This is a genomic window from Flavobacterium nitrogenifigens (assembly GCF_003254565.1).
In the GTDB taxonomy this organism is placed as follows: Bacteria; Bacteroidota; Bacteroidia; order Flavobacteriales; family Flavobacteriaceae; genus Flavobacterium; species Flavobacterium nitrogenifigens.
In genome coordinates this window covers 17839-38829 of record NZ_QJRI01000165.1, presented here as the reverse complement: position 1 = coordinate 38829, position 20991 = coordinate 17839, and the positions used below count along the sequence as shown (strand labels likewise).

At 33.8% G+C, this 20991-nt stretch carries 20 protein-coding genes; 9 read left to right on the top strand and 11 right to left on the bottom strand.

Annotated elements, in window-relative coordinates:
* Positions 1-23: 23 nt before the first annotated feature.
* Positions 24-707, bottom strand: a complete 684-nt coding sequence (locus tag DM397_RS05080; protein WP_008465097.1) for a response regulator transcription factor — start codon at positions 705-707, stop codon at positions 24-26.
* 243 nt (positions 708-950) lie between these two features.
* Between DM397_RS05080 and DM397_RS05075 the strand changes: the two genes are divergently transcribed.
* The 4 genes from DM397_RS05075 to DM397_RS05060 all read left to right on the top strand — a co-directional run bounded on the left by DM397_RS05075 (position 951) and on the right by DM397_RS05060 (position 6740).
* On the top strand, positions 951-3764 hold the full coding sequence (locus DM397_RS05075; protein WP_111376498.1) for a TonB-dependent receptor: 2814 nt from the start codon (positions 951-953) through the stop codon (positions 3762-3764).
* A gap of 199 nt (positions 3765-3963) precedes the next feature.
* Positions 3964-5160, top strand: coding sequence for a hypothetical protein (locus tag DM397_RS05070; protein WP_111376497.1), 1197 nt, complete (start codon positions 3964-3966; stop codon positions 5158-5160).
* A 117-nt stretch (positions 5161-5277) separates the two neighbouring features.
* On the top strand, positions 5278-5616 hold the full coding sequence (locus DM397_RS05065; protein WP_111365835.1) for a T9SS type A sorting domain-containing protein: 339 nt from the start codon (positions 5278-5280) through the stop codon (positions 5614-5616).
* 143 nt (positions 5617-5759) lie between these two features.
* The gene (locus DM397_RS05060; RefSeq protein WP_111376496.1) at positions 5760-6740 is read left to right on the top strand and encodes a LuxE/PaaK family acyltransferase; all 981 of its coding nucleotides are present in this window, start codon (positions 5760-5762) and stop codon (positions 6738-6740) included.
* A gap of 242 nt (positions 6741-6982) precedes the next feature.
* Here the strand turns inward: DM397_RS05060 and tyrS are convergent, their stop codons facing one another.
* Complete coding sequence (gene tyrS / locus DM397_RS05055) at positions 6983-8278, bottom strand: tyrosine--tRNA ligase (protein WP_091135455.1); 1296 nt, start codon at positions 8276-8278, stop codon at positions 6983-6985.
* A gap of 231 nt (positions 8279-8509) precedes the next feature.
* Between tyrS and DM397_RS05050 the strand changes: the two genes are divergently transcribed.
* Positions 8510-9511, top strand: coding sequence for an NAD-dependent epimerase/dehydratase family protein (locus DM397_RS05050; RefSeq protein ID WP_111376495.1), 1002 nt, complete (start codon positions 8510-8512; stop codon positions 9509-9511).
* Here DM397_RS05050 and DM397_RS05045 read toward each other — a convergent pair.
* The 3 genes from DM397_RS05045 to DM397_RS05035 are packed head-to-tail and all read right to left on the bottom strand — an operon-like array spanning position 9506 to position 12080.
* The gene (locus DM397_RS05045; protein ID WP_111376494.1) at positions 9506-9994 is read right to left on the bottom strand and encodes a DUF4296 domain-containing protein; all 489 of its coding nucleotides are present in this window, start codon (positions 9992-9994) and stop codon (positions 9506-9508) included. The two genes, DM397_RS05050 and DM397_RS05045, sit on opposite strands and share 6 nt — an antisense overlap.
* A 9-nt stretch (positions 9995-10003) precedes the next feature.
* Positions 10004-11344, bottom strand: a complete 1341-nt coding sequence (locus tag DM397_RS05040; protein ID WP_111376493.1) for a dihydroorotase — start codon at positions 11342-11344, stop codon at positions 10004-10006.
* 10 nt (positions 11345-11354) lie between these two features.
* Positions 11355-12080 (bottom strand): polyprenol monophosphomannose synthase, encoded by a 726-nt coding sequence (locus DM397_RS05035; protein WP_008465116.1) that lies wholly within the window; start codon positions 12078-12080, stop codon positions 11355-11357.
* 107 nt (positions 12081-12187) lie between these two features.
* Between DM397_RS05035 and DM397_RS05030 the strand changes: the two genes are divergently transcribed.
* The 3 genes from DM397_RS05030 (at position 12188) to DM397_RS05020 (ending at position 14361) form a co-directional block, all read left to right on the top strand.
* A complete protein-coding gene (locus DM397_RS05030; RefSeq protein WP_111365825.1) occupies positions 12188-12856 on the top strand; it encodes a DUF4271 domain-containing protein in 669 nt (222 codons plus the stop codon).
* A gap of 14 nt (positions 12857-12870) precedes the next feature.
* Positions 12871-13620, top strand: a complete 750-nt coding sequence (locus DM397_RS05025; protein ID WP_111365823.1) for a uroporphyrinogen-III synthase — start codon at positions 12871-12873, stop codon at positions 13618-13620.
* 270 nt (positions 13621-13890) lie between these two features.
* Entirely contained in the window at positions 13891-14361 is a 471-nt protein-coding gene (locus tag DM397_RS05020) for an Lrp/AsnC family transcriptional regulator (RefSeq protein ID WP_008465121.1), read from the top strand.
* A 193-nt stretch (positions 14362-14554) separates the two neighbouring features.
* Here DM397_RS05020 and DM397_RS05015 read toward each other — a convergent pair whose 3' ends face one another.
* The 3 genes from DM397_RS05015 to DM397_RS05005 form a co-directional block, all read right to left on the bottom strand.
* Positions 14555-15241, bottom strand: coding sequence for a zinc metallopeptidase (locus DM397_RS05015; protein ID WP_111376492.1), 687 nt, complete (start codon positions 15239-15241; stop codon positions 14555-14557).
* A 102-nt stretch (positions 15242-15343) separates the two neighbouring features.
* Positions 15344-15973, bottom strand: a complete 630-nt coding sequence (locus DM397_RS05010) for a response regulator (RefSeq protein WP_239457800.1) — start codon at positions 15971-15973, stop codon at positions 15344-15346.
* Complete coding sequence (locus DM397_RS05005; protein WP_111376490.1) at positions 15963-17975, bottom strand: ATP-binding protein; 2013 nt, start codon at positions 17973-17975, stop codon at positions 15963-15965. Before DM397_RS05005 ends, DM397_RS05010 begins: the two co-directional genes overlap by 11 nt.
* 166 nt (positions 17976-18141) lie before the next feature.
* Between DM397_RS05005 and DM397_RS05000 the strand changes: the two genes are divergently transcribed.
* Positions 18142-18540, top strand: a complete 399-nt coding sequence (locus tag DM397_RS05000; protein WP_111376489.1) for an MmpS family transport accessory protein — start codon at positions 18142-18144, stop codon at positions 18538-18540.
* A 74-nt stretch (positions 18541-18614) separates the two neighbouring features.
* On the opposite strand, the gene DM397_RS04995 is transcribed toward DM397_RS05000, so the two are convergent.
* From DM397_RS04995 to DM397_RS04985, 3 genes are read right to left on the bottom strand one after another with little or no spacing between them, the layout of a single operon-like run.
* Positions 18615-19211 (bottom strand): hypothetical protein, encoded by a 597-nt coding sequence (locus tag DM397_RS04995; protein WP_111376488.1) that lies wholly within the window; start codon positions 19209-19211, stop codon positions 18615-18617.
* The gene (locus tag DM397_RS04990) at positions 19198-19671 is read right to left on the bottom strand and encodes an RNA polymerase sigma factor (RefSeq protein ID WP_111376487.1); all 474 of its coding nucleotides are present in this window, start codon (positions 19669-19671) and stop codon (positions 19198-19200) included. Before DM397_RS04990 ends, DM397_RS04995 begins: the two co-directional genes overlap by 14 nt.
* A gap of 1 nt (position 19672) precedes the next feature.
* Positions 19673-20521 (bottom strand): alpha/beta fold hydrolase, encoded by an 849-nt coding sequence (locus DM397_RS04985; RefSeq protein WP_111376486.1) that lies wholly within the window; start codon positions 20519-20521, stop codon positions 19673-19675.
* Positions 20522-20991 lie beyond the last annotated feature (470 nt).

The window sequence follows — 20991 nt, the reverse complement described above, 5'->3', positions numbered from 1 at the left end:
TAGAACCTTAGCATCTTCAAAATCTAAACTTCAAATTTATAGCCTACACCTTTTATGGTTTTAAAAAGGTCTTCGCCTATTTTTTCGCGCAGTTTTCTGATGTGAACATCGATTGTTCTTCCTCCAACCACAACTTCATTGCCCCAAACTTTATCCAAGATTTCGTCTCTTTTAAAAACTTTTCCTGGTTTTGAAGCCAATAGATAAAATAATTCGAATTCTTTTCTTGGCAAAGCAATTTCTACATTGCCTTTTATGATTTTGTATTCCTCACGGTTAATTTCGATTCCGCCTACATTTAAAGTATCTGTAACAACTTCTTGCTCTTTTAACCTTCTTAACAGCGCCTTTACTTTAGACACCAATAATTTTGGCTTAATAGGTTTGGTTATATAGTCGTCGGCACCTGCATCGAAACCAGCTACTTGAGAATAATCTTCGCTTCTTGCTGTAAGGAATGTTATGATAACATTATTTAATTCTGGAATTTTTCTAATATGCTCGCAAGCCTCCATTCCGTCCATTTCTGCCATCATCACGTCCATAATGATTAGTTCTGGCAGCTCTTTCTGCGCTTTTGCTATAGCATCTTTTCCGTTAGAAGCTGTAACAATCTGATAGCCTTCCTGAGCAAGGTTATAGCCAACGATTTCTAAGATATCTGGTTCGTCGTCAACTAATAAAATCTTAGTTTGTGTTTTTTTCATAAATAGCAAAAATTGAGATTTTTATATCGAAACTTCTTCATTAAACATTCGATATTTCTTATTTCACAGGGTAAATATACTAACAAAAGAACCTTTAAAAAATGGTGTTAACCGTAATTTAATCTCGTAACAATTTGATAATCTTAACAACACAAAAACATAACAAGTCGGTAACATGGACTTCACAGAGCGGTTCTTTCTTTGCACAAAAATAATAAGACACAAACACAACACTGAAAAAAAATGAAATTCAATTTAAGATTTCTCTTTATTGCATTATTTATCTGTACGATTTCGATCGCGCAAAACAAAGGTACGATTTCTGGAGTTCTAACTGACAAGGATATGAACAACGAAGCGTTGCCATTTGCTAATGTTTTAGTTAAAGGTACAAATATTAGCGTAAATACCGACGTAGACGGGAAATATTCCTTAAGCGTAAATCCTGGAAGTTATACTTTAATCTTTAGTTTCCTAGGATATGAATCTGTAGAAGCTCCGGTTGCCGTAAAAGCAAACGAAACTGTAACTGTTAATAAAGGACTTACGTCTGGAAGCTATACACTTAAAGATGTAGTGGTAAAATCAACAGCCAACAAAGAAAAAGAAACCGCTTTACTTTTAGATCAAAAGAATGCTGTTGTAATTAAACAAAGTATTGGTGCACAAGAAATGTCTCGAAAAGGTGTAAGCGATGTTGAGGAAGGTTTAACTAAAATTACTGGAATCACAAAAGTAGATTCTCGTGGAATATTTGTACGTGGACTGGAAGACCGATATAATAATTTATTGATTAATGATTTGGCTGCACCAACAAACAGCCCATTCAATAAAATTATTGCTTTGGATTTGTTTCCAACAAATATTGTTGGAGTAATTGATGTGTACAAAACATTTAATCCAAACATTTATGGTGATTTTGCTGGAGGTACTTTTAATATTCAAACTTCAAAACCAACAAAAAGCATTACGAAAATAAATATTGGAGCAGGTTATACAACCGGAAACAGTTTCAAAGATTTCTTGCTTTCTGGAGATGCAGATAGCGCTTCAGGTTTCTTCGGATTTAATGGTAAAGACAGACAATTACCAAGTTTTCTTGGAGATCAGGCAACGAGACAAACTTTCACAACTGACCAGGCTTTAAACTCTGTAAGTGGAGACAAAGGTTTTAATGTAAGTCAATCTAAAAGCCCTTTGAACACAAGTATCAACCTTTTGCATGCCGAGAAATTCGATTTGAGTAATAATAATGTTTTCTCGTACCTTCTTTCTATAAATTACGACAATAATTTTTCAATAAGAGAAGGAGTTGACAGAACTATCGATTTACAGTCTTCTGGATCTAAGTATGTAAACAATTTTATCACCACTGATTATCGTTTCAAAACCACAAACTCAGCATTAGTTGGTTTAAACTACGGCAACGAAAGACTTAAGTTATCATTCAACACATTATACATCAGAACTACCTTAAACTCTATAAAAGATCAATACGGGCCATCAGGAGGAACAGCTGCTGAAAATGGATTTATCCGTACCAATCAATTAGACAAAAGTGATTATTTGAATGCTCAATTATTGGGTGAATACGCAATAACCAAAGATAAAAACCAGACTATTAAAGCTGGAGCCTCTTTTGCTACTACAAAATATGAGCAGCCAGACAGAAAGTTTTTCTCTGGTCTTAAAACAGGCGATGATATGATAAGTTCTTCTTATGGAGCAAATAATTTCCTACGCCAATATTTGACTGTTGATGGTAATTCTTTTTATTCAGCATTAGTAGAGTATAATTTGAAATTCGGAAAAAATGACAAACAAAACAAATTAACAGTTGGATATAATGGCAGCGGATCTAAGATGGAATCTTCATACCGTTTTGTTTCAAGTACTGGAAATGATGGTTTTTCTTCAAGCATAAATAATATAGATACTCAAATAATCAGCGACATTTCAGCTAATAAAATGTCTTTTAGCGAAAACTCTAATGCTACTTACAAAGTGAAACTTGACGAAATGGCTAATGCAGGGTATGCTAATTTGTTTTTAAAATTTGGAGAGAAACTTGAAGCAAACGCTGGAATTCGATTTGAAAGCACTCTTAAGGAAACTCATTACAGAACATTAGGTTCTTTTGATGCTCCTTTCAGAGTATTAAAATATGATAATGCTTATTTTTTACCATCAGTAAATCTTAAGTATTTGCTTACTGACACCGCCAACATTCGTTTAGCAGCAAGCAAAACATACACCAAACCAGTTATCATGGAGGCTTTCCCTATATCTTTCATTAATGCTGACGGAACTTCAACTCAAGGAAATTCAATTTTGAAAAACAGTGACAATTACAATGCTGACTTAAAATATGAGCTGTTCCCAACGACTAAAGAAATGATTGCTGTTGGAATATTTGGAAAACACATTGTCAATCCAATTGAAAAAACGTTCATCTCAAACGCAACAACAGGAACAGTTACTACTTTTCTAAATTCTGAAAGTGCCAACATATTTGGAATGGAAGCTGAATTAATCCTTGGTTTAGAAAGAATCAGCGAAAAATTAGATAATTTTTCATGGGGATTAAATGCTACTTTGATGTCATCAAAAGTTACTGTAAGCCCAACTTTTGAATCTATCGATGAGGACGGCATAATTACTGTAAAACCTTCCATTGAAACGCATCAATCAAGATCACTTCAGGGTGCATCAAACTGGTTAGTAAATTCAGATTTAAAATATGAATTTAATTTCAGCAATGATTGGTCGAACACTGTTTCATTAGTGTATGGTGTTTTTGGAAAAAGAATATATGCTGTAGGAACCAATGGCCAAGACAATATCTATGAGTTGCCTGTGCAGCAATTGGATTTTGTATGGGGAAGCAAAGTTTCTGAGCACTTTGATGTAAAATTCACTGCTGATAACATTTTAAATTCATGGAGAAAACGTGAATTTGGAAACGATGGAACTATAAAAGTAGCTGAAGAATCATTATTGGCTAATAGTTATAAAAAAGGAGTTGGTTTCTCTGTAAAACTAGGATATACTTTTTAGTACCCAAATAAATATAAAAATGAAAGCTCCAGATATCTGGAGCTTTTTTATTCATAAACTATTGTAAAAAATCCCTTAACATTCTCTTCACATTTTGGTTGTTTTTTGATAACTGTAATGTAATATTGAGATAACCTCCTAAAGAGATTTCCGTTCTACTTTTGACAAAAATAAAAACGAATAATACAACACAAAAACTATGAAAACTAAATTTTTTGCTTTAGCACTTGCTACAGGATTATTTTTAAATTCTTGCTCAAGTAGTGATGATCCAACTCCTGCTCCACAACCTGCAACAGGCGAAATCACTGGTCCAATCACTGCAAACAAAACTTACGCTTTAGGTAACTACACTTTAAAAGGTATTGTAAAAATCAACGAGGGTGTAACTGTAACTTTTGAAGCAGGATCAACAATTACTATCGATAAAGCTACTGGAGACAACGCATTAGTTGTTTTAAAAGGCGCAAAATTAATTACAAAAGGAACTGCTGACAAACCAGTAGTATTTACAGAAAAATCAAAAGTTCCAGGATCTTGGGGAGGAATCATTATGTATGGTGATGCTCCTGTAAAAGTAGCTGGTGGAGGATCGACTTCAACATCTGAAGACGGAAATAACACATCTTACGGAGGTACAAATCCTACTCACAATGGTGGATCTTTAGTATATACAAGAGTAGAATATGCAGGTTCAAAATTAGCTGACGGTCAAAAAGAGAACAATGGTTTTACTTTTTACTCAGTAGGTTCAGGAACAACTTTAGATCACTTAGTAGCTTACAAAGGTGCTGATGACGGATTCGAATTCTTCGGAGGAACTGTAAGTATGACAAACGCTATTTCTTACGGAAACTATGATGATTCATTTGACTGGCAAGATGGATGGCAAGGTCAAGCAAATACAAACTGGTATGCTTACCAAGTTGATAAAGGAAACTATGGTATGGAAATTGAAGCTTCTTCAAACAACAATGCATTTTTTCCAAAAGTAACTAATATCACTCTAAAAAGAGCTGCAGGTACAGTTACAGAAGAGCAAAAAGAAATTCAATTGGATGCTATTCAATTTAAAAAAGAAGGAAATGGAGACTACAGTAATATCGTAATCGATGGTTATGTTAGTCAAACTTCTCCTACAGCATTCAATGGTGGTGTGTTACAAATATTAGATAAAGTTACTTACGATCACCAAGTTGCTGGTGGAAAAATCAAATTAAACAACGTAAAAATCACTAACTCTCCTATTACTTTTATTTCAGGACAGGCTACTTTTACATTATCTGCTGCTAGTTTTGTTCCTGCAACAAACTGGTCAACTAGTACTACTGCTACTGGAGCTACATTAACTCCTGGAGCTTGGGCAACAGTTGATGGTGTAAACTTGATCAAATAATTTGAAAATTATATTTCAAACATAAATTGTTAAAAACATCCTAATTCTTTAGGATGTTTTTTTTTGGCGTCATTTTTGTATTTTTTTTTGTATATTTACGGTAATCAAATACATACGATGGCAAAAAACTACTTTTATATTACTTTCTTATTGGCATTTTTCTTTACTCTAAGCGTTTCGGCGCAAGATAATAAGCAATTACCAAAACCTCAGGAATCTACTTCTATTGAGGGTCTAAGCTTGTATCCTAACCCTGTGACTAACGGAAAAGTCTATATATCATCTAAAAACGATTTAGAGAAAGAAATTATTGTGTTTGATCTTTTAGGCAAAAAAGTATTGCAAGCACATTTAGTATCAAAAGAACTAAGTGTTTCAGAACTGCCACCAGGTGTTTACATCATCAAAATAAGCGAACAAAACGCATCGGCAACACGAAAACTCATTATACGATAAAAAAGCTCCTTTGGAGCTTTTTTTAGTTTTCAGTCGCAGTTCACAGTTTTCAGTTTATATGCTTTGCTGAATACTGCGACTGAAAACTGTGACTGAATACTGCGACTGAACACTAAATATAATATCTTTGCAAAAAAAAAGTTTTGATCACAGCCAACGATATCTTTACCATTTCAAGTCAGAAACAATTTGAAAAAATAGCACTAAAAGTGTTTCGTTTTCAGCATGAGAATAATAAAGTCTATCGCGATTTCTGTGATTTTTTAAAAGTAAATCCGCAGCAAGTAAAATCTTTGCAGCAAATTCCTTTTTTACCCATTCAATTTTTCAAAAGTCACAATGTCGTTTCTAATACAGATCCTGCACAAGTAACTTTTACAAGCAGCGGCACAACCGGAATGATCACCAGCAGACATTTAGTGACCGATATTTCCCTGTATGAGGAAAGTTACCGCAAAGGATTTTCTCAATTTTATGGCAATATAGAAGATTACGTTGTTTTAGCCCTTTTGCCGTCTTATTTAGAACGCGAAGGCTCTTCGTTAATTTACATGGTAGAAGATTTAATAAAACTCTCTAATCAGCCTGAAAGTGGGTTTTATTTGCACAATCATGACGACCTTATCAAAAAGCTTCTTGAATTGGACGAAGCAGGCCAAAATGTAATCTTAATTGGGGTTACGTATGCTTTGCTGGATTTAATCGAAAAGCACCAATTCAATCTTCAAAATACCATTATTATGGAAACTGGAGGAATGAAGGGAAAACGCAAAGAAATGATTCGTGAAGAACTGCACGAAATACTTTGCAAAGGTTTCGGCGTTTCATCTATTCATTCAGAATACGGAATGACCGAACTTTTAGCGCAAGCCTATTCTTTAGGCGAAGGTGTTTTCGAATGTCCGTCTTGGATGCATATTTTAGTTCGCGATCCAGAGGATGCTCTCACTTACGTGAATGATGGAAAAACTGGCGGAATAAATGTGATAGATTTAGCCAATATCAATTCATGTTCTTTTATAGCCACGCAGGATTTAGGCAAAAAATATTCAAACAACTCTTTCGAGGTATTGGGACGTTTTGACAATTCTGATATTCGTGGCTGCAATCTGATGGTTTTATAGTTTAATCGTTGATTTGGTTAATCGTTTAATCGATCATACCGAATCTTAAATTCACTGCATTGTTCAAACGTTCCTACGGAACGTATAATTTCAAACCAAATTTTTACTACCGACGAGACATTCCTACGGAATGATTTTTTTCAATAAAAAAATCCCAATATTCTTTCGAACATTGGGATTTATATATCAATTTAAATTTCATTAATCGATTAAACGATTAACCGATTAAACCGTTAAACCTTTTAAACAACACGAATCACAAAATAGTTCTTCTTTCCGCTTTGCAATAAAACGAATTGATTGTTGATTAAATCATTTGCCGTTAAAACAAAATCTTCTTTTATTTTTTCTCTATTTACAGAAATTGAGTTTGCAGTTAAAGCACGTCTCGCTTCTCCGTTTGACTTAAAGAAACCCGTTTTTTCATTTAAAACCGTAATGATATCCAATCCATTTTCTAAATCAGCTTTTGCGATTTCAGCCTGCGGAACTCCGTCAAAAACTTCTAAGAAAGTCGCTTCATCCAGTTTTTTCAAATCTTCAGCAGTTGAATTCCCGAATAAGATATTTGAAGCTTGAATTGCTTTTTCTAATTCTTCTCTATTGTGTACAAAAACGGTGATTTCTTCTGCCAGTTTCTTTTGTAGAACTCTTAAATGCGGAGCTGTTTTATGCTCTTCGATTAAGGCATCAATTGTATCTTTATCTAAGAAAGTAAAAATCTTAATATATTTCTCAGCATCTACATCTGTTGTATTTACCCAAAATTGGTAGAATTTGTATACAGAAGTTTTATCAGCATCTAACCAAACGTTTCCACCTTCAGATTTTCCGAATTTAGATCCATCTGCCTTTGTAATCAAAGGCGTTGTTAAGGCATAAGCTTTAGCATTCTCACCTCCCATTCTACGCACTAATTCTGTTCCTGTGGTAATATTACCCCATTGGTCAGAACCACCCATTTGCAGAATACAATTGTTGTTTTTATATAAATGATAGAAATCGTAACCTTGAATTAACTGATATGTAAATTCTGTAAAAGACATTCCCTCTCCTTCGCCGCTAAATCTCTTTTTTACAGAATCTTTAGCCATCATATAGTTTACGGTAATTCTTTTTCCAACTTCACGTGCAAAATCGATAAAAGAGAATTCTTTCATCCAATCGTAGTTATTCACCATTACAGGCGCATTTGCTTCGGTTGAATTAAAATCTAAGAAACGAGACAAAACGCTTTTGATTCCAGCTACGTTTTTAGCTAGAGCTTCTTCATCAAGCAAGTTTCTTTCATCAGATTTACCAGAAGGATCCCCAATCATTCCTGTTGCTCCACCTACTAAAGCAATCGGTCTGTGACCAAAATTCTTTAAGTGAACCAATAAAATAATCTGAACCATACTTCCGATGTGCAGTGAATCTGCCGTTGGATCAAAACCGATATAGGCAGTGGTTGCTTCTTTTAGCAATTGTTCTTCCGTTCCAGGCATACTATCATGGTATAACCCGCGCCATTTTAATTCTTCAACTAGATTCTTCATTTTTTAAATAATTTGCGCAAATGTAATCAATGTCAATGGTAATGACAAAAAAGTCTGCTACGAAGACACTAAGACACAAAGTTTTTTATTTCCATAAAATTTACGCTAAGCCTTCACAAGAAAAAGCAAAAACTTTGCGTCTTAGTGCCTTTGTGGCAAAAAGAAAAAAACCTTTGCAACTTTGTCCCTCTGCAACTTTGCACCTTTCCAACAAAAACTTATCTTTACAAAATGGTATTAGTAACTGGAGGAACTGGTTTAGTAGGCGCACATTTATTGCTTCATTTAATTGAAAATGGAGAAAATGTTCGGGCAATTTACAGAACCGAAAAGAATATTCAGAAAGCAAAGTCGGTTTTTGATTTTTACAAGAAAACAGATTTGTTTGAAAAAATCAATTGGATTGAAGCCGATATTCTAGACATACCTTCACTTGAAACTGCTTTTATTGGCATCAAACAAGTATATCATTCCGCAGCTTTTATTTCTTTTGAACCAAAAGACGAGGAAATCCTGAGAAAAACCAACATCGAAGGAACTGCAAACATGGTCAATTTTGCCATTGCCAAAGAAGTAGAAAAATTTTGCTACATTAGTTCGATTGCAGCTTTAGGAGATATTGCAGCTCACGAAACACATATTACCGAAGAAACAGATTGGAATCCTGAAAAACCACACAGCGATTATGCCATTTCTAAATATGGTGCCGAAATGGAAGTTTGGCGCGCACATCAAGAAGGTTTAAATGTTATTATTGTAAATCCAGGAGTAATTTTGGGCCCGCCGAAAATGATGAATATTTTCGATGAAGGCAGTAGCGAGATTTATCGTAAAGTTTCTAAAGGACTTCCGTTCTTCACGCTAGGAAGTACCGGTTTTATTACTGTTGATGATGTTGCAAAAACCAGTTATGAATTGATGAGAAGCGATATAAAAAACGAACGCTTCACGCTCATCTCTGATAATATCATTTTTAAAGATCTTTTAAACACCGTTTCTGATGCTTTAAAAGTAAAAAGGCCACATATTCATGCCACCCCTTTTCTAATGAATTTCTTATGGATGGCTGACGGAATATTTTCGACTTTATTTTTCAGAAAAAGAAGCATTACAAAAGCAACAGCAAAGGCTTCGTACTCAAAAAACCTGTATAGTAACGAAAAAATAAAAACCGCTCTAGGAACGGTTTTTACTGATATTCATAAATATATTTTAGAAAGCTCTAAATTATAAATCTCTTCTGTGCTTTCTTTGCGCCAATCTAATTGAATCGACGTTAATTTTCGGAATTCTTTTTTGAACTGAATCTTTCGAAACCTCTTTTAATTCTTTAGGCTTATTTTTATTCTCTTTTGCTGCTTTTTTTTCATCAATTTTAGCTAAAGAATCTGCTGCTCTTTGATTTACTTCAATTCTTTTATTGACCTGATCAAACATATCTTTGTAATTCTCATAATCCGAAGCATAATACATATTGTTCTGCGCAAATTGAAGACTGTCTACTTTATACTTCTTCAAAATAAACTTAGTAGGATCATTTTCTATTGAATCCATAAACAATGGTTTCTGATATCTCATGGCTTCCAAAAGAGATAAATCATACATAATATCAATCATTTTATCTTTCTCAATAAGCTTTGCAGGCTGTTTTACGACATCCTTTTTACAGCTTACAGAAAGAAACAAAACCAATATTATGACTATAAAATTCTTCATAGTTGCTTTTTATCTGTCAAACAATAATCTTTTACCTGCTCTGGTATCTTTTACTTTGAAATTATTGTAAACCAATTCTCCATTTACAAAAGTATGCGTAATTCTTGATTTGAAAGTATAACCTTCAAACGGAGACCATCCGCATTTGTATAAAATATTTTCTGGCTTAACACTCCAAGGCAGACTTGGATTTATAATTACCAAATCGGCGTGGTAACCTTCTCTGATAAAACCTCTTTTTTCAATTTTGAAAAGCTTTGCTGGATTATGGCACATTTTCTCCACAATTTTCTCCACGCTGATTTTACCTTGATGATGCGCTTCGAACATTGCTACAACAGCGTGCTGTACCAACGGACCTCCAGAGGGCGCATTCAGGTAAGATTGCTGTTTTTCTTCTTTGGTATGCGGCGCGTGATCTGTCGCAATAACGTCAATTCTTCCGTCATTCAAAGCTTTCCAAAGCTCCGCACGATCATCAGCTGTTTTAACCGCAGGATTCCATTTAATGAAATTTCCTTTTGTTTTATAATCTTCATCTGTAAACCAAAGATGGTGTACACAAACCTCAGCGGTGATTTTTTTCTCTTCTAACGGAATTTTATTAGTAAACAATTCCATTTCTTTCGCAGTTGAAAGATGGAAAATATGCAATCTTGCACCTGTTCTTTTTGCTAAAGCTACTGCTTTTGAAGAAGAAATATAACACGCTTCAGCACTTCTAATTAAATTGTGTGCCGTAACCGGAACATCGTCTCCGTATTGCTCTTTAAAAGCTGCAAGATTATTTTTAATTGTAGTCTCGTCTTCACAGTGAACTGCAATTAACATTGGAGTGCTTGAAAATATTTTTTCTAAAACCGCTTCATTATCCACCAACATATTTCCTGTTGAAGAACCTAAGAAAATCTTAATTCCCGCAACATTTTTTGGATTCGTTTTTAAAACCTCTTCCAAATTATCGTTTGTTGCTCCCATCATAAACGAGTAATTCGCAAATGATTTTTTTGACGCAATTTGATATTTATCTTCTAAAATTTCTTGAGTAACCGCATTCGGAACCGTATTCGGCTGTTCGATAAAAGAAGTAATTCCGCCCGCAACAGCCGCACGAGATTCTGATTCAATGTCGCCTTTATGCGTTAAACCTGGTTCTCTAAAATGCACTTGATCGTCTATCGCACCAGGCATTAAATAATTTCCTTCAGCATCGATTACGATACAATCTGAAGTTTTTAATGAAATGCTGTCTGCAATTTCAACAATCAAATCGTTTTCAATTAAAACATCACCTTCAAAAATTGTCCCTTCGTTTACAATTTTGGCATTTTTTATTAAAATCCTGTTCATTTCGGTTGGTTTATAATGAATTGACTAATTTTCTTAATCTAAGTGAAATCACTCCAAGTATAGCTTCTTTGATAATAGCATTACTCATTTTAGAAACTCCTTTTGTTCTATCTGTAAAAATAATTGGGACTTCGGTAATTTGAAATTTGGCGCAGTAAGTCCTGTACTTCATTTCAATTTGAAACGCGTATCCAACAAACTTTATTTTATTCAAATTGATTTTCTCTAGAACTTCTCTTTTGTAGCAAACAAAACCCGCAGTAGCATCGTGAATTTTCATTCCGGTGATAAATTTCACATAAACAGAAGCAAAATAAGACATAAGAACTCTACTTAATGGCCAGTTCACCACATTCACTCCTTTTACATAACGAGAACCAATTGCAAGATCTGCTCCACCAAAATGACAAGCATCATATAATTTTTCTAAATCATTTGGGTTATGAGAAAAATCGGCATCCATTTCAAAAATAAATTGATAATCACGTTCCAAAGCCCATTTAAAGCCGTGAACATAAGCTGTTCCCAACCCTGATTTTTTAGTTCTCTGCTCCAAAAACAATTTTCCTGGATATTCTTCCTGCAATGCAATGACTTTTTTTGCAGTATGATCAGGAGAATTATCATCGATAATCAGCAGATGAAAAGATTTATGTTGCGAAAGTACAGCTCTAACTATACTTTCTATATTTTCAATTTCGTTATAAGTGGGAATTATGACAATGCTATCATTCATTTTTTTCTCGGTAATTTCACCGCAAAAGTAAACTTTTTATAGCATTTGATTCATAATAAATATATAATAAAAGTATTGCGTCAAAAAATTACTAATTTTGTATCGCTATGATTGAACAATTACACCCTAGAATTCTTGAAAACAAAGACTGGGCAACACTTTTATTTGTGCTGACCTTTGCTGTTGTTGCCATGACAAAATCGGCTTACGAAACAAGATTTAGTGAGTTTAGTAAACTTATTTTTTCTGATAAATACGCCAAAATTTATCGAGACAATAGTCACATGAAAAACAGCTTTACGGTAGGTTTATTTTTTGTGCAGGTTGTATCGTTTGCTTTTTTTATTCTACTAACGATGAATATTTTTGGCTATGCTTCAAAAACCGACTGGCTTTTATTTATCCGAATTGCAACTTTTCTGCTTTATTTCATTCTAGGAAAATATTTAATCGAGAAAATTGTAGCAGCTTCTTTCAATATTGACGAATTTGTAGAGCTTTTTAACTTACAAAAAGTAACATACAGAACTTATATTGGCGTTTTAATCCTTCCAATCAATGCCGTTTTGTTTTATTACAACAATATTCCGCAGATTATACCGCTAGCAATCATAGGCATCTCACTGTGTATTAGCGTATACTCTTACTTTATTTCAATTAAAACGTATCAAAACGTAATTATCGGTAAGTTATTTTATTTTATTTTGTATCTTTGCGCTCTTGAAATAGCCCCTTATTATTTTCTCTATTATTGGATAACAAAAGGGAGTGCTTAGAAAATATTTATAATATGAAAGTGAAAACAATTTTGGTGTCACAGCCTGAACCTAAAGTGGAGAATTCTCCTTACTTTGAGCTCCAACAAAAACACAAAATAAAAATTGATTTCAGACCATTTATTCATGTAGAAGGGGTTAGCGCAAAAGAGATTCGATTACAAAAAATCGATCTTAATCATTACACTGCGATCATTTTAACAAGTAGAAATGCTGTAGATCATTTTTTTAGAGTGGCTGATGAAATGCGTTACAAAGTTCCTGAAGGGTTGAAGTATTTTTGTCAATCTGAGGCTGTTGCGTTTTACCTTCAAAAGTATGTTGTGTACAGAAAACGTAAGATTTACGTTGGAGCAAAAGATTTTGCAGATTTATCTCCGTTAATTAAGAAGTACAAAGACGAGAAGTTTTTACTTCCTGCATCTGACCAATTAAACGCAGATGCTCCTGTTACATTAAACGGTTTAAAAGTAGATTGGGCACAAGCAATTTTCTACAGAACTGTAATGAGTGATTTATCTGATTTAGCAGATGTTTATTATGATGTCTTAGCTTTTTTCAGTCCGACAGGAATTAAATCATTGTTTAAAAATTTCCCAGATTTTAAACAAAACGATACCAGAATCGCCGTATTCGGAAGCACAACTCAAAAAGAAGCTTTAGATCATGGTTTAAGAATTGATATTCTTGCTCCAACTCCTGAAACGCCTTCTATGACAATGGCTTTAGAAAAATACGTTGCAGAAGCAAACAAAGGGAAATAATCCTTTATAAAATATACAATTTTTAAAATTCCAAATTCCAAGTTAACCGCTTGAAATTTGGAATTTTTTCTTTTTAGGTTTTATTCCATACGTTTCCCGTGGTTGAAACCACGGGCTATGATTGGAAATTGAGTTTTGGTTTTTGGAATTTGGAATTTGGAATTTGGAATTTGGGATTTCAATATTGGAATTTCCATTTCCCCTTCATTTTGACTACATTTGATTTCTATTGATAACCCAAATCTTAAAAATAGTTTCAAATTATAAGTTATGAAAATCAACTCCCTTTTAATTGAAATTGACGGAATCGACAAAGAAATACTTCGATATCTCATGGACGATGCCCGAAAACCAATCTTGCAAATTGCTAATAAAATAGGAATTTCAGGCGCAGCCATTCACCAGAGACTAAAAAAACTAGAGCAATCTGGCGTTATTTCTGGTTCTAAATTTACTGTAAACCCAAAAGTTCTAGGCTATAACACAATGGCTTTTGTTGGAGTTTATCTCGACAAAGCTTCTAGAAACTCTGAAGCCGTAAAAGAACTTAGAAAAATCCCAGAAGTTTTAGAATGTCACTATACCACAGGAAACTGGTCTGTTTTGATTAAAATCATCTGTCGTGATAACGAACATTTAATGCAGCTTCTGAACACCAAAATCCAAGCAATTGAAGGAGTTTCAAGAACTGAAACTTTTATTTCTCTTGATCAGCAGATTGATAGGCAGATACAGCTTTAGAATTAGATAATGTGTCAATTCGATAATTAGATAATTTCACTCGAGCTGTCACCTTTAGCGAAGTCGAAAGGCTTAATTACCTATAAGGGCTTCGACTCCGCTCAGCTTGACAAACTTCATAAAACACAAAACCCGACAGGTTTTAAAAACCTGTCGGGTTTGCTATAAATTATCTAATTGACTAATTATCCAATTAATTCCTTCTACTTCCAGAATAAATTGATATATAGTACAGCAACGTTGCAATAGAACCTATTGCCGCTACTACATAAGTTCTTGCTGCCCATTTTAAAGCATCTTTTGCCCCTGCTTGTTCTTCTTGCGTAAGCATGTGTTTGTTTTCTAACCAAGCCAAAGCACGGTTACTTGCATCATATTCTACAGGAAGTGTAATAATTGTAAACAAAGTTGTTGCCGCAAAAATGATGATTCCAACCAGTAATAAACCTGGAAAAACTTTGATCATCAAAATTCCTGCAAGTAAGATCCATTGTACAAAATTTGAAGCTACACTTACAATCGGCACTAATTTAGAACGCATTGTAAGCCATTCGTAGCCAATTGCATGTTGCACTGCGTGACCGCATTCGTGCGCTGCAACGGCAGCTGCGGCTGCATTGCGATGATTATAAACTGCCTCACTTAAATTTACTGTTTTATCTGATGGATTATAATGATCTGTTAACTGACCTGGCGTTGAAATAACGCGAACATCTGTAATTCCGTTATCGGCAAGCATTTTTTCAGCAATTTCTCTTCCGCTCATTCCGTTTCTCAATTGCAGTTTCGAATACAACTCAAATTTACTCTTCAGCTGCGAACTTACCAGCCAGCTGAACAACATTATAGCTCCAGCAATAATTAAATATCCTGATCCCATTTTTTTGTGTTTTTAGATTGATTTTTAAATTTACAAAACAAACTGCAAATTGCGAACCACTTTAACAAAATGCCATTTTGACATTATTTTACCACTTTTGACTCAATTCAGCATGTTGTTTTTAAGCAGAAAAGCAATTAATTCTGCCACATTCTTCATTTTATACTTCTGAAGAATATTGCGTCGGTGTGTTTGAACGGTTAGAAAACTCAAAAACAAATCGTCTGCAATTTCTTGAGTCGATTTTCCTTGCGAGAGCAATAAGGCAATATCGCGTTCTCTTCTGCTCAAACCCGGAATTCTTTCTAAATCTTCAGACAAAGGTTGGCTAATTATAGTTTTTACCTCTTCACTAAAAACAATTTCACCATCAATAGCTTTATAAATACATTCTTTAAACTCATCAAAAGAAGCGTTTTTAAGAATATATCCGTTTCCACCGTTTTGGATAAACTGCATTACCAAACTTCTTTCAGACTGGCTACTCATACCTATAATTACAATTTTAGGATGCTTTTGCTTAATTGTTTTACACAGATCAACACCGTTTATTACTGGCAGAAAAATATCCATTAAAATCAAATCGACTTTATTGTCTTCTATATAATCTAAAAGCACAATTCCCGATTCGAATTTTTCTACAATTTCTATATTCTCTAAATCCGACAGCAAACCTGAAATTCCAGAAATCACAATCGGATGATCGTCTACTATTACCGTTTTATACTTCATAATCATGATTTGGGTTATATTTTAATTCGATATAAGTTGAAGTTCCTTTATCCAGAACCGAATCAATTTCTAATTTTCCATTCAAAAAAGCCACACGGTTTTTGATATTCCGCAAGCCCATTCCATCTCTTTTTTCTGCATGTTCTACATTAAAACCAATTCCATTATCTTCTACAGTAATAAAAAACACATCTTTATTTTGTGAACAGGAAATCAGAATCTGAGATGCTTTGGCATATTTTAAGGCATTATTTAAAAGTTCTTGAATGATTCTGAAAATCATGATTTTAAAATGCTGCGGTAAAGTTGTTTTTTTAATCAAATACTGAAATTCGATCGTGGTTTCGGCCGTTGAATGCGAAGCACATAAATCTCTAAGCGCATGTTCGAGACCCAATTTCATCAAACTTTCAGGCATTAAATTCTGAGAAATATTGCGGAGTTCTTTAATCGAATCATTCAACAAACCATTTATATTTGGGTCATTTTCTTTATTTTCACGATTGGCTAGATTCAGATGCATTTTAAGACCAGAAAGCATACTTCCAAGTCCGTCGTGAAGATCTCTCGCGATTCTTTTACGTTCGATCTCTTCCCCTTCAATCAAAGCGTTTGAAACGGATAATTTTTGCTGATTCTCTAATGCTTCAAGTTCTTGTTTATGATTGACTTCTTTTTGAAAACTTATCTTTTTCTGATAATTATTCCAACTCCACAAAAACAAAACCGTCAGAAACAAAACAAACGAAAGCACTGCAAAAAGCAACATATTCAAACGGTTATTATTAACCTGCAAAACCGCTTTTTCATTCTCCGACTGCAGCAGACCAATTTTCTTTTCGCTTTCTGCTTTTTTATATTTTGCTTCAAGCTCAACAATTTCAGTTTTCAGTTTAGCATCGTTTAGACTATCGTTTATAACATTGTATTTATTCGAATAATAATACGCTTTCGGATATTCTTTTGTCGCATTATAAACTTTAGACAGTTCTTTGTAATAATTCTTTTTATCTACAATAAAAGGTGTTTTTTCTATTAGATATTCTAAATTACTTTTGGCTTTATCGTAATTTTTCAGTTTAAAAAGCACTTCATATTCCGCAAATTTCAATCTATTTACTGCAATGGCATTCTGATGGCTTTCTGCCGATTTAATTCCTTTTTCAAAACTCACTAATGCCTCGTTGTGTTTGTTTTGTTTCGCATAATAAAGCCCTTCCGAATAATAATAAGAATCATTTAAGTTTGATTCTGGATATTTTTTTAAAGTCTCAAAAGCTTTGTCCAGAATTTCTTTGGCATCATAAAAATGTTTCAGCTCGACTAAATTTTCTGCATTTATAATATACGTTTCCATCTTAGACTCTGCTAAAGTCGCAGATTTTTTGGTGGCGCTCTCAATATATTTCTGCGCTTGATCCAGATATTCAGCAGCTTTTTCGCGTTCATCATTATTCATAAAAATAATGGCAACTGCTTTATTTAATGCACTGATCAATTCATAATCGCCACTTTTTTTAGCAATGGGAATCGCTTCATTTACCAGCAATTTCATGTAAGCGTTTTCATTATTCTTGCGCTGCTGCATAATGCCATAATTCTGAAGTATCACAGCGCGAAGTTTATATGCTTCTTTATTACGGTATTTTTTAAGTTTGGTATTAGCCTCAAGCAAAGCTTTTTCAAAACCTTCTAAATCGCCTTTTTCTATAAAACTGTAGGCATTATAAAAAATAGAAGCATCTTTTAGAAAAGGAAATTTGGCTTTAAGCTTATTTGCCTGTTCCAAATATTCTTTAGACTTTTTGGCATCCTGAGCCATCAAAAACAGTTTTGACAATCTGAAACTATTCAAACTTTTGACACTATCGGATTTTGTGTTTTTTGTGATTTTAACAATACTGTCAATATAAACAGAATCATCATCTAATGAAAGAATTACTTGTGAATGGGAATTTACAGCGAAAAATAAAAAAAATAAAAAGGCGTAGATTTTCTTCATAAATGTGGCATTTACTCAAAGTTATTAAAGCTTAGTGACTTTCAAAAAGAAATTGCTTGCTTTTACCTGATATCAGGTAATAAAAAATACATTTTATCAGGTATTGTTCCCCCGTAGTTAAGGGGCTAATTTTGTTGTAGATCTTACTATTAATTAAATATATACTATGAAATCAATTTTGAAAACCTTAGCAATTGTAATGACTCTTGCTTTTACAGCAGTTTCTTGCAGCAGCGATGATGATAAAGGCTCTGCTAACAACTCAAGAGACGTTAAATACGAAATAACTGGAAATTATACTGGAACTCTTTCTACTACTTATTTTGAAAAAGGAGGAAATGCTCTAAACGAAGATATCACTAAACTTCCTTGGACTAAAGAATTTACTGCCGATGCAAAATCTATCGGTGCATCATTAAGCGCTAGCGGATATGGCGGAACTCCAGGTCAAACATTGACTGGAAAAATTTATGTTGGAGGAAAATTACAAAATGAATTAACTGCAACAGCTACAAATGATGGTATAATTGTATTGCCACTTACACCATACGTTTTCGGACAATAGTTTATAGAAATTTAAAATTTTAGATTTTTGTTTTTGGTAAAAGAAAGCTTCGCAATTGCGAAGCTTTCTTTTTTTTATAACTCTAATTGATGATTAACTTCTTCAAATTTTTCAATAAGACCATTTATTTTATCTTGCTGCTTTTTAATTTGTTTTGGACGAATGTAAAACCAATTGAACAACATCCAAAGCAACGTGATTCCGTACGTTAAACTTGCTCCTAAAACACTCATTCTGCTTGCGTATTCGTACATGTACAAGCAAATACCTAGTGTTAGCGCGATAAAATAAAAATTCATCATTTTGGTTTGCAAAAACTGTTGTTTCTTTTTTATTAAAATCAGTTTCTGCAAGTATTCCTGATTGGTTTGCGTAGAATCGATGCTTTTATAATCGTTCGATAATTTATTGTATAAAAATACATAAATCATCATCGCAAGAATAGTAAGCACAATTCCAATTTTAGTTGAAATAAACTGTGGCTGATAGTATATCCAGATAAAAATTATAAAAGCACTCGTTGCCAAAAGCAAAATATTGATCATCCACAAACTGCGTAAAGCTGCCTTTTTAAACTTATCTACTCTCGCCAGCAAATCGCTCATGTCTGGCTGACTTACGGATTGTTTTTTCCATAAATCTTTAAAATCTATATTATTATCGTTGTCCATTTTCTTTAAATTTTTGAGTCAGTTTTTCTTTAATTCTGTGAATTTTCACCCTAACATTTGCCTCAGAAAGTCCGACAATTTTAGCAATTTCATTTTGTTTGATATCTTCTAGTTCTAACGAAATAATGATACGATCGGTTTCTGGAAGCTCAGCAATACATTTATACAAGAATTGAATCTGAGGTTCTAATGATGTTTGTTTTTCTTCTGAAAGATGAACGGGCAGTTCAGATTTTGGGAAACGCTTCTGCTTTTCTATCTGCCTAAGACAATTATTGGAAGCAATTCTGAAAATCCACGTTCCAATAGAAGATTCATTTCTAAAGGTTTCCAATTTCTGCCAGACAATTATAAAAGTTTCCTGAGTCAAATCCTGAGCGGCATCATAATCGTTCACAAAACCCATACAAAGCCTGAAAATCCTGTCCCAATAAGTTTTATATATTTCTTCGAATTTCATTTTAAGCTTTTATAAAATTGTTCAACTGCCCCATGTACCAAGCGGTATCATCGTACATAATAAAGTGCAGACCATTTGTGGCGTATTGAAAATTGGCAACTTTTAAATTTTTATACTGACCTTCAATTGCTGGTTTTAAATTTATAAAATAAGATTCTAATAAAACTAAAGACGGACATTTTATCTGTGCGATTTTCGCTCTTAAATCAGTATTATAAAAATCACAATACATTTGTCCAAAAGTGTTTCGGTCTGACTTTACGCTCCAGCTCACAACCGTTTCCAATTTAGATTGATCTTGCAAAAGCCTCGGCATCATTTGTTTCTGCATATCGTAAAACTGCGTTTCGTTCATTCCCGTCATTTTATTTACAGTTGCCGTACAATCGTTATTTTCTTTTGATTTAAAAGAAGGATCACTCAAAGCCGCCAAACACGGAAGTGCATCCACAACCACAATTTTCCCAATCAATTCTGGATAATCTGCCGCAATGGCAAGTGCCAATCCTCCGCCCATACTGTGGCCAACTAAAATTGGTTTTTCGATTTTATTGTCTTTGATATAAGCTGCAATTTCGTTTTTCCAATTTTCAAATGAAGGATTTGGTTGTGGTTTTACTCCTGCAAAACCTGACATGGTAAGTGTGTAACAAGTGAAGTCTTTTTCGAATACTCTTTTGGTATCATTCCAAACTTCGCCAGAAGAAGCAAATCCAGGAATGAAGATTATAGATTGTTTTCCTTTTCCTGTTTTAATTACTTCGAAAGGATATTGTTTGGTTTGTGCAAAAACATTTAGACATAATGCTGAGAATAAGAATGCGATAATTAAGATGATATACTTTTTCATTTTTAATAGTTTTAAGTTGTTAAAATTCTAATAGCAATAAATTGTTAATTAAATCGGATCCATGCTTTTGATACGACGACTATTAAAATGTTACAACGAAAATGAAAAATTCAATAAAAAAAATCCAAATTCCAATGTTTACGGGGTTTTTAACCGCAAGGAACGCAATGAACGCTAGTTTTTTTGCTCGCAAAGACGCGAAGTCGCGAAGTTTTTTTCCCAATCTTGTCATCCTGAGGAACGAAGGATCACACAAGATACTCCGTAAACTGAATCGTCAATCTTTGTAGAGTTTCGCGTGTGATCCTTCGTTCCTCAGGATGACAAACTTGTGCGTATTGTCATTCTGAGCGAAATCGAAGACCACGCAAGAAGCTCCGCAATCAAAATCGCCAATCTTTGTAGAGTTACTTGTGAAGATTTCTCGTTCCTCTAAATGACAAACTATGCGTATTGTCAGTCTGAGCGAA